Source organism: Ramlibacter sp. AN1133 (assembly GCF_037890035.1).
Taxonomy (GTDB): domain Bacteria; phylum Pseudomonadota; class Gammaproteobacteria; order Burkholderiales; family Burkholderiaceae_C; genus Ramlibacter.
Genome location: NZ_JBBKTQ010000004.1, coordinates 339,082 through 349,311, shown reverse-complemented (window position 1 = coordinate 349,311; position 10,230 = coordinate 339,082). Strand labels below are relative to the sequence as shown.

General features: G+C 69.8%; 7 protein-coding genes. 5 read left to right on the top strand and 2 right to left on the bottom strand.

The genetic code is table 11. The features are described from left to right. Positions 1–140: 140 nt before the first annotated feature. Positions 141–2,765 carry an alanine--tRNA ligase gene (gene alaS / locus WG923_RS07870; protein WP_340350392.1) on the bottom strand — a complete coding sequence of 875 codons (2,625 nt, stop codon included), beginning with the start codon at positions 2,763–2,765 and terminating at the stop codon, positions 141–143. A gap of 102 nt (positions 2,766–2,867) precedes the next feature. Between alaS and WG923_RS07865 the strand changes: the two genes are divergently transcribed. Beyond that, positions 2,868–3,899 carry a sodium:calcium antiporter gene (locus tag WG923_RS07865; protein WP_340350391.1) on the top strand — a complete coding sequence of 344 codons (1,032 nt, stop codon included), beginning with the start codon at positions 2,868–2,870 and terminating at the stop codon, positions 3,897–3,899. 43 nt (positions 3,900–3,942) lie between these two features. On the opposite strand, the gene WG923_RS07860 is transcribed toward WG923_RS07865, so the two are convergent. Further along, the gene (locus WG923_RS07860; RefSeq protein WP_340350390.1) at positions 3,943–5,349 is read right to left on the bottom strand and encodes an aminotransferase-like domain-containing protein; all 1,407 of its coding nucleotides are present in this window, start codon (positions 5,347–5,349) and stop codon (positions 3,943–3,945) included. 134 nt (positions 5,350–5,483) lie between these two features. Here WG923_RS07860 and gabT point away from each other — a divergent pair, with 134 nt between their 5' ends. Genes gabT through WG923_RS07840 form a run of 4 tightly spaced genes read left to right on the top strand, consistent with a single transcriptional unit; the run spans position 5,484 to position 10,229 of the window. Then, complete coding sequence (gene gabT, locus WG923_RS07855) at positions 5,484–6,782, top strand: 4-aminobutyrate--2-oxoglutarate transaminase (protein ID WP_340350389.1); 1,299 nt, start codon at positions 5,484–5,486, stop codon at positions 6,780–6,782. Then, entirely contained in the window at positions 6,766–7,905 is a 1,140-nt protein-coding gene (locus tag WG923_RS07850) for an ABC transporter ATP-binding protein (protein WP_340350388.1), read from the top strand. Before gabT ends, WG923_RS07850 begins: the two co-directional genes overlap by 17 nt. Before the next feature lie 35 nt (positions 7,906–7,940). Further along, complete coding sequence (locus WG923_RS07845; RefSeq protein ID WP_340350387.1) at positions 7,941–8,969, top strand: ABC transporter substrate-binding protein; 1,029 nt, start codon at positions 7,941–7,943, stop codon at positions 8,967–8,969. Positions 8,970–8,978: 9 nt separating this feature from the next. Further along, positions 8,979–10,229: an ABC transporter permease gene (locus WG923_RS07840; protein ID WP_340350386.1), complete on the top strand. Its 1,251-nt coding sequence runs from the start codon at positions 8,979–8,981 to the stop codon at positions 10,227–10,229. The last annotated feature ends 1 nt before the right edge of the window (position 10,230 follow it).

Here is a 10,230-nt window from a genome sequence, read left to right as displayed (position 1 = left end):
TTTTTTAGCTGCGGCCCGCGCCCGGGCGGGGGGGGGGGGGCGGGCCCCCCCCCCACTCCCGGACGCCTGAATGGAAAAGGGGCGCCTCGAAGCGCCCCCACCCTACCCTCCCCCGGAGGGGGAGGGAAAAGACAAGTCCGTCAAACCCGCTCGGACACCCAGGCCTGGACCGATTGCAGCGCGCCGGACAGCTTGCTCGCGTCCGTGCCGCCGGCCATGGCCATGTCGGCCTTGCCGCCGCCCTTGCCGCCCACCTGCTGCGCCACGAAGTTCACCAGGTCGCCGGCCTTGACCTTGCCCATGCTGTCGGCCGTCACGCCCGCGGCCAGCTGCACCTTCGCGCCGTCCACCGCCGCCAGGACGATCGCCGCCGTCTTGAGCTTGTCCTTGAGCTTGTCCATGGTGTCGCGCAGGGTCTTCGCATCCGCGCCGTCCAGGCGCGCCGCCAGCACCTTCACGCCCTTGACGTCCACCGCCTGGTTCACCAGCTCGTCGCCCTGCGACGAAGCCAGCTTGCCTTTCAGCGTGGCGACTTCCTTCTCCAGCGCGCGCACCTGGTCCAGCACCTGCGTCACGCGGCCTTGCAGTTCCGTCGGCGCGGCCTTCAGCGAGCCGGCCACCGTCTGCACCGTGGACTCGAGCTGCTGCAGGTAGGCCAGCGCATTCGCGCCCGTCACCGCCTCGATGCGGCGCACGCCCGCGGCCACGCCGCCTTCGCTCACCACCTTGAACAGGCCGATGTCGCCGGTGCGCCTCACGTGCGTGCCGCCGCACAGCTCGCGCGAGGAGCCGATGTCCAGCACGCGCACCGAGTCGCCGTACTTCTCGCCGAACAGCATCATCGCGCCGGTCGCCTTGGCCGACTCGATGTCCATCACGCGCGCCTGCGTCGGGTGGTTGGCCAGGATCTCGGCGTTCACGCGCGCTTCCACTTCGCGCACCTGTTCCGCGGTGACCGGCGCGTTGTGCGTGAAGTCGAAGCGCGTCTTGTCGGCGTCGACCAGCGAGCCCTTCTGCTGCACGTGGCCGCCCAGCACCTCGCGCAGCGCCTTGTGCATCAGGTGCGTCACGCTGTGGTTGCGCATGGTCGCGTGGCGGCGCTGCAGGTCCACCGCGGCGCGCACCGTATCGCCCACCTTCAGCGTGCCCTGCGTCTGCGTGCCATGGTGGCCGTACACGTCGCCCTTGATCTTCTGCGTGTCCTCCACGCCGAACTGCACCCCCTCGGCCGCGAGGATGCCGCTGTCGCCCACCTGGCCGCCGCTTTCGGCATAGAACGGGGTCGTGTCCAGCACCACCACGCCGGGCTGGCCCTCGGCCAGTTCCTGCACCGGCAGGCCGTCGCGGTACAGGGCCACGACGCGCGCGGACTCCTCCAGGCTCTCGTAGCCGGTGAAGACGTTGCCCTCGCCGGTGTATTCCAGCGCGCGGTCCATCTTGAACTTGCCCGCCGCGCGGCCGGCGGCCTTCTGCCGCTCCATGGCGGCATCGAAGCCGGCGGCGTCCACCGTCACGCCGCGCTCGCGGCAGACGTCGTTGGTCAGGTCCAGCGGAAAGCCGTAGGTGTCGTGCAGCTTGAAGGCGACGTCGCCGGGCAGCACCTTGCGATCGCCGGCAAGCGTCAGGTCCAGGATCTCCATGCCGTTGGCGAGCGTCTCGTAGAAGCGCTCTTCTTCCGCCTTCAGCACCTCCATCACGCGCTGTTCGGAAGCCTTGAGGTTCGGATAGGCATCGCCCATCTGCCGGACCAGGTCCGGCACCAGCTTGTGGAAGAACGGCGTCTTGCGACCGAGCTTGTAGCCGTGGCGGATCGCGCGGCGGATGATGCGGCGCTGCACGTAGCCCCGGCCCTCGTTGGAGGGGATCACGCCGTCGGCCACCAGGAAGGCGGTGGCGCGGATGTGGTCGGCGATCACCTTCAGCGACGGGTTCGCCAGGTCCTTCGTGCCGGTCTCGCGGCCGGCGGCGGCGATCAGCGCCTGGAAGATGTCGATCTCGTAGTTGCTGTGCACGTGCTGCAGGATCGCCGCCAGGCGCTCCAGGCCCATGCCCGTGTCCACGCAGGGCGCGGGCAGCTTCTTCACGCTGCCATCGGGCTGCATGTCGAACTGCATGAACACGTGGTTCCAGATCTCGATGTAGCGGTCGCCGTCGGCGTCCGGGCTGCCGGGCGGGCCGCCGGGGATGCCGGGGCCGTGGTCGAAGAAGATCTCCGAGCAGGGGCCGCAGGGGCCGGTGTCGGCCATCATCCAGAAGTTGTCGCTGGCGTAGCGGGCGCCCTTGTTGTCGCCGATGCGCACCACGCGCTCGGGCGGCAGGCCGATGTCCTTCGTCCAGATCTCGTAGGCCTCGTCGTCGTCGATGTAGACGGTGGCCCAGAGCTTGTCCGCCGGCAGCTTGTACACCTGCGTGAGCAGCTCCCAGCCCCACTTGAGCGAATCGCGCTTGAAGTAGTCGCCGAAGGACCAGTTGCCCAGCATCTCGAAGAAGGTGTGGTGGCGGGCCGTGTAGCCCACGTTCTCGAGGTCGTTGTGCTTGCCGCCGGCGCGCAGGCAGGCCTGCACCGAAGCCGCGCGCACGTAAGGGCGCTTGTCGGTGCCGAGGAACACGTCCTTGAACTGCACCATGCCGGAGTTGGTGAACATCAGCGTCGGGTCGTTGCCCGGCACGAGCGGGCTCGAGGCGACGACCGTGTGCCCCTTGTCCCTGAAGAAGTCGAGGAAGGTCTGGCGGATGTCGGCGACGGTGAATTGGGGAGTGCTCATAGGGGTCCAGCTGAACCTTTGATTATAGGTTTGGGCCCTTCGTCCCGCTCGGGGGCGGACATGCCCGCACCATGGCAGACAATGGCCTGAGCTTCGCTGCCCATGCCCGACCCCCTGCCGCTGTCCGCCAACCTTCTCGTGTTCGTGGCCGCCGCCGCGGCCGTCTGGTTCGCCGCCGTCCGGCTCACGCGCTGCGCCGACGCGATCGCCACCGTCACCGGCCTGAGCCAGGAGATCCTCGGCCTGCTGCTCCTCGGCGCCGTCACCTCGCTGCCCGAACTTGCGGTGGCGGTGACCGCCACGCTGCAGGGTTCGCCGGCGCTGACCATCGGCGACCTGCTGGGCTCCGCGGCACTCAACGTGGTGCTGCTGGCGCTCGCGGACGCGACGGTGCGCAGCCGCCCGCTCACGTCGATCCAGGGATCGCCCAAGGTGATGCTGGTGGGCGTGCTCGGGATCGTGATGATGGCGGTGATCGTGGCGCCGGCGATCACGGGCGACGTGCTGGTGCTGGGGATCGGCGGCTGGAGCTGGGCGATGCTGCTGGTGTACGCAGCGGCGGTCTGGATCATGAGCCATTCGCAGGCGGAAGCAGCCTGGCAGCCGCTGCGGCGCGACGCGGCCGTGCCCGAGGAGGGTCGCGCCGCTGCACTGCTGCAGCCAGGCCTGGCGCCACTGCTGTGGCGCGCGGCAGCGGCCGCCGCCGTGATCCTGGTCGCCGGCTTCCTGCTCGCGCGCACCGGCGACGCGCTGGCCCGCCAGACCGGGCTCGGCTCCACCTTCTTCGGCATGGTGTTCCTGGCCTGCGCCACCTCGCTGCCAGAGGCCAGCACGGTGTTCGCGGCGGTTCGCCTGAAGCGCTATGCCATGGCGATCTCGGACGTGCTCGGCACCAACCTGTTCAACGCCACGATCATCGTGCTGGTGGATGCCCTGCATCCCGGTCCCCCGGTGCTGCTGCAGGCCGGCCGCGGCGCGAGTTTCGGCGCCCTGCTGGCCTTGCTGCTCACCGCGCTGTTCCTGATCGGCCTCATCGAGCGGCGCGATCGCACCTTCGCGGGGCTGGGGATCGACTCCCTGTTTGCGCTGCTGACCTATGGCACGGGGCTGGTCGTGCTGTACGCCCTGGCGTGAAGGGGCGCGGGCGCGGGCCCTGCGCTTCGGCTCCTGAGCAGCCTCAGGCCGCCTGCCGCTGCACCGCGCCGAGTTCCTCCCGCAGGAAGGCGATCACGTTCTCGGTGCAGAAGGCCACGTTGAAGCGCAGCCAGGGACTGGGCGCCAGGTCGGTCAGGAACAGGTGGCCGGGGCCGAGCAGGATGTCGCTCTCCGCGGCCTTGTAGGCGAGTTCCGCCGAATTGGCGATGGCGGGGTGGCGCGCCCACAGCAGCATGCCCGCCTCGGGCTCGCAGAACAGCTCGAAGCCCAGGCCCAGGAGCTGCGCCGCCGTGCGCTGGTGCGCCTCGGCCAGCCGCTCGCGCACATGCTTCACGTGCTTGCGCCAGCGGCCGTCCACCAGCGCGCCATAGGCCAGGCGCTCGGTGAACTCGGAGGACGTCAGCCCCGAGAGCATCTTCAGCTGCGCCAGCTCCTCCAGCAGGTCGGGCTGCGCCGCCATGTAGCCCACCCGGATGTTGGGCGAGATGGTCTTGGAGAAGCTGCCGATGTGGACCACGCGCTGCAACTGGTCCAGGCTGGCCAGCGAAGGCCGCGTTTCCGGATCGAGGTCGACGTAGATGTCGTTCTCCACGATCACGAAGTCGTACTTCTCGGCCAGCTGCAGCACGCGGTGCAGGTGCGCCAGCTGCGCGGAGGAGCCGGTGGGGCTTTGCAGCCGCGGCTGGGTGAAGAAGACCTTGGGCCGGTGCTCGCGCACGCGCGCCTCCAGCGCCTCGAGGTCCCAGCCCTGCGGGGTGCGCGGCGCGCCCACCAGCCGCGCGCGCAGGAAGCGCAGCGAGGACAGCAGGTTGGCGTAGCCCGGCTCCTCCACCAGCACCGAATCGCCCGCACGCACGAGGCGGCGCGCGGCGAGGTCCAGCGCCTGGCTGGAGCCTTGCGTGAGCAGCACCTGGTCGGTGTTGGCGTTCACCTGGTGTTCGGCCAGCAGGTCTCGCACCAGCTGCCGCAGCGGCGGATAGCCCTTGGGTTCGCCGTAGCCCCCCAGGTCCACGCCCTCCGTCGCCAGCGCGCGCAGGCTGCGCCTGACGCCCTCGCCGAACAGCCACTCGCTGGGCAGCCAGCCGCAGCCCGGCTTGCTGCTCAGCGACCGGTTCTCGAAGATGCGGCGCATGTACCACATCGAGTCGAAGGTGTAGTTGCCGCGCGTGCTGGTCTGCGCCAGGGCGCCGCTCGCGCGGCTGCGCACGAAGAATCCCGAATGCGGCCGCGAGGCGAAGAAGCCCAGCGCCACCAGCCGGTCGTAGGCATCCACCACCGTGTACACGCTCACCTCGTGGGTGGCGGCGAACTGGCGGATCGACGGCAGCTTGGTGCCCGCGCGCAGCGTGCCGTCTTCCACCATGCGGCGAAAGCCGTCCACGATCTGGGTCACCAGAGGCGTGGCCGAACGCGGGTCGAGCGTGAACATGGATCTGTACTGGTGCGGCGGCCTGCACAGTGCATCCGCCGTGCAGGTCCATCTGTATATGTTAGTCCTAGGCTCCGCTGCCTAAAGTTCGCCCCACCCCGTTCACGGGACTTGAGGCAAATCAAAGGAGCGCCATGCAGAGAGAACAGCACCTGACCAACGCGGCCCTGCTCGCGCGCCGGCAGGCCGCCGTCGTGCGCGGGGTCGGCCACGCGCACACCATCTTCGCCGAGCGTGCGGTGAACGCCGAGGTGTGGGATGTCGAGGGCCGCCGCTACATCGACTTCGCGGGCGGCATCGCCGTGCTCAACACCGGCCACTGCCACCCGAAGGTGATCGCCGCCGTCAAGGCGCAGATGGACCGCTTCACCCACACCTGCTTCCAGGTGCTGGCTTACGAACCTTACGTCGAACTGGCCGAGCGCCTGAACGCGCTGGCCCCCGGCGCCTGGCCGAAGAAGACCCTGTTCCTCACCACCGGTGCCGAAGCGGTGGAGAACGCGGTCAAGATCGCGCGCTCCTACACCGGGCGCCCGGGCGTGATCGCCTTCGGCGGCGGCTACCACGGCCGCACCAACATGACGCTCGCCCTGACGGGCAAGGTCGCGCCCTACAAGCTGGGCTTCGGGCCGTTCCCGTCCGACGTGTTCCACGCCACCTACCCGATGCCCTCGCGCGGCATCTCGGTGGACGACGCCATCGCCTCGATCGAGGCGATCTTCCGCAACGACATCGAGCCGGGGCGCGTGGCCGCGATCATCGCCGAGCCGGTGCAGGGCGAAGGCGGCTTCCACGTGGCCCCGCCGGAGTTCTTCCCGCGCCTGCGCCAGCTGTGCGACGCCCATGGCATCCTGCTGATCGCCGACGAGGTGCAGACCGGCGCCGGCCGCACCGGGACCTGGTTCGCGAGCGAGCAGCTCGGCGCCGCGCCGGACCTGATCACGCTGGCCAAGTCGATGGCCGGCGGCTTCCCGATCTCCGCCGTCACCGGCCGCGCCGAGGTGATGGACGCACCCGCGGCCGGCGGCCTCGGCGGCACCTACGCCGGCAGCCCGCTCGGCTGCGCCGCGGCCCTGGCCGTGCTGGAGGTGTTCGAGGAGGAGCAGCTGCTCGCCCGCGCGCGCCACCTGGGCGAGAAGATGATGTCGTCGCTGCGCATCCTGGCGCGCCGCCACAAGAGCATCGCGGAGGTGCGCGGCCTGGGCGCCATGGTGGCCATCGAGTTCGGCCGCGACGGCGACCTGTCGCAGCCCGATGCGGACCTGGCGAAGAAGGTCGTCGCCGCCGCCGCGGAGCGCGGCCTCATCCTGCTGACCTGCGGGACCTGGGGCAACGTGGTCCGCATCCTGGTGCCGCTCACCGCGAGCGACGCCACCATCGACGAGGGCCTGGCGATCCTCGCCAGCGCGCTGGGCCATGTCGGCGCTGCCTGAACGCGCCGTGCGCAGCGCGGATGCCGCATCGGCACCGGTCCTCAAGCTGGTGCAACCGCCGCTCGTGAGCTTCACGGGCGTGCAGAAAAGCTTCGACGGCACCGCGCTGGTCGTGCGCGATCTCGACCTCGAGATCCGCCGCGGCGAGTTCCTCAGCCTGCTGGGGCCCTCGGGCTCCGGCAAGACGACCACGCTGATGATGCTCGCCGGCTTCGAAACCCCCACCGAAGGCGAGATCTGCCTGGCCGGCGTGCCGATCACCCGCACGCCGCCGCACAAGCGCAACTTCGGCATGGTGTTCCAGAACTACGCCCTGTTCCCGCACATGACGGTGGAACAGAACGTCGCGTATCCCCTCACCGTGCGCGGCCTCTCGCGCGACGACCAGAAGAAGAAGGTCGCGCGGGCGCTCGAGATGGTGCGCCTGGGCCCGCTGGGTGCGCGCTATCCGGCGCAGCTCTCGGGCGGGCAGCAGCAGCGCGTGGCCCTGGCGCGCGCGCTCGTGTTCGAGCCGCAGCTGGTGCTGATGGACGAGCCCCTGGGCGCCCTGGACAAGCAGCTGCGCGAGCACATGCAGCTCGAACTGAAGGAACTGCACCGGCAGCTGGGCCTGACCTTCGTCTACGTCACGCACGACCAGTCGGAGGCGCTCACGATGTCCGACCGCGTGGCGGTGTTCAACGACGGCGCGATCCAGCAGGTCGACCGCGTGGAGCGCCTGTACGAGGCGCCCGCCAACCGCTTCGTGGCCGGCTTTGTCGGCGACAGCACGCGACTCGAAGGCGTGGTGACCGCCGTCACGGACGCCGGCTGCACGGTGGGCCTGCCGAGCGGCGCCCGCGTCACCGGCGTCAACGTCAACGCCGCGCAGACGGGCGACCGCGTGACCTGCGGGATCCGCCCCGAGCGCGTGGAGCTCACCGGCGTGCTGAACCAGGCCAACACCTTCGAGGCGACGGTGGCCGACGTGATCTATTTCGGCGACCACCTGCGCCTGCGCTGCACCATCCCCCAGCAGGAGGACGCGATGGTGAAGCTGCCGCTCGGCCGGCACGACGCTCCCGCCATCGGCGACACCGTCTTCCTCTACGCCGCAGAGGAATACCTGCGGGTCTACCGCTGAAGCCCCCTTCCAACCCTACCAGGAGACCAAGCCTCATGATCCCGAAGACCCTCGCATTCGCGGCCGCGGCCGCCCTCGCGCTGCCCGCCTTCGCGCAGACGCAGATCACGGTCGTCAACTTCGGCGGTGCCAACGGCAACGCGCAGAAGAAGGCGTTCTACGAGCCGCTCGAGAAGCGCGGCCTGAAGGTCGTGCCGGTGGAATACAACGGCGAGCAGGCCAAGATCAAGGCCATGGTGGAGACGAAGAAGGTCACCTGGGACGTGGTGGAAGTCGAATCCCCCGATGTCGCCCGCGGCTGCGACGAGGGCCTGTTCGAGAAGCTCGATTACGCGAAGATCGCGCCCAAGGGCGATTTCGTGCCCGCCGCCGTCACCGAGTGCGGCGTCGGCATCTTCGTGTGGTCCACCGTGATGGCCTACAACGCCGACAAGGTCAAGACGCCGCCCACCACCTGGGCCGACTTCTGGGACACGAAGAAATTCCCCGGCAAGCGCGGCATGCGCAAGGGCGCGCGCTACAACGTGGAGTTCGCGCTGATGGCCGACGGCGTGGCGCCGGCCGACGTGTACAAGGTGCTGTCGAGCAAGGGCGGCGCGGAGCGTGCGTTCAAGAAGCTCTCCGAGCTCAAGCCGAACATCCAGTGGTGGGAGGCCGGCGCGCAGCCGCCGCAGTTCCTGGTCGCGGGCGACGTCGTGATGAGCACCGCGTACAACGGCCGCATCGATGCCGCCAACCGCGAAGGCAAGAACCTGAAGATCACGTGGACCGGCGGCATCTACGACCTGGACTACTGGACGATCCCGAAGGGCTCCCCGAACAAGGACGCCGCGATGAAGTTCATCGCCTACGCCAGCACGCCGGACGCGCAGGCGGAGTACGCGCGCAACATCGCGTACGGGCCGACCAACACCAAGTCGCTGATGAAGCTCGACGCCAAGGTGCTGGCCAACCTGCCCACGGCGCCCGCCAACGCGAAGACCGCGCTGCAGTTCAACGTGAAGTTCTGGGCCGACCAGGGCGAGGAACTGGAGAAGCGCTTCGCCGCCTGGGCCACGCAGTAAGCCGCGTCCATGACCGCCATCGCCCTCCCCCTGCCCGGCAACCCCCGCAGGTTGCGCTCGGCGCTGGCGCGCGCCGAGCGCCGCCGCAAGGTGCGCGCCTTCGCGCTCACGCTGCCGCTGCTGCTGTTCCTGCTGCTCACGTTCCTGGTGCCGATCGCCGCCCTCCTCAAGCGGGCGGTCGAGAACCCGGAGGTCGCCAACGCGCTGCCGCGCACGGTGGTGGCGCTGGAGCAGTGGAACCGGGAGGGCGTGCCCGCGCCCGAGGCCTTCGCCGCCATCGCGGCGGACCTCGGCGCGCTGCCGGACCGCGCCGATGCCGGCGCGCTGGCCCGGCGGCTCAATACCGAGGTGGCCGGCGCCCGCTCGCTGGTCATGAACACCTACCGCGCGCTGCCGCTCGAAGGCGCCACCACGCCGGCCGCCGCCAAGGCCAGGCTGCTCGAGGTCGACGGCCGCTGGGCCGAATCGAGCTACTGGCAGGCGATCGCCAAGAACGGTTCGCGCTGGACCGCCGACTACCTGCTCGCGGCGCTGGACCTGCGCCGGGGCGCGCAGGGCGGCATCGAGCGCATGCCCGAGGACCAGCGCGCCTTCGGCGGCATCCTGGCGCGCACCTTCGGCATCAGCGCGGTCGTCACGCTCTGGTGCCTGGCGCTGGGCTATCCGCTGGCCTACTGGCTCAGCACCCTGCCCGCCCGGCGCGCCAACGTGCTGATGATCCTGGTGCTGGTGCCGTTCTGGACCTCGATCCTCGTGCGGGTTGCCGCCTGGATCGTGCTGCTGCAGTCCGGCGGGCTGGTCAACCGGGCGCTGATGGGCCTGGGTTTCATCGAACAGCCGCTCGCGCTGCTGTTCAACCGCACCGGCGTCGTGATCGCCATGGTGCACATCCTGCTGCCCTTCATGATCCTGCCGCTGTACAGCGTGATGAAGAGCGTGCCTTCGACCTATGTGCGCGCCGCGGTGTCGCTGGGGAGCGCGCCGCTGGCCGCCTTCCTGCGCGTGTACGTGCCGCAGACCTATGCCGGCATCGGTGCGGGCGGGCTGCTGGTCTTCATCCTGGCCATCGGCTACTACGTGACGCCCGCCCTGCTCGGGGGCGCCGACGACCAGATGCTCTCGTACTACGTGGCCCAGTACACCAACGTCACGGTGAACTGGGGCATGGCGGCGGCACTGGGCGCGCTGCTGCTGGCCGCCACGCTGCTGCTGTACGGCCTGTACCGGCGCATCGTCAAGTCCGAACTGAGCCTGGGGTGAG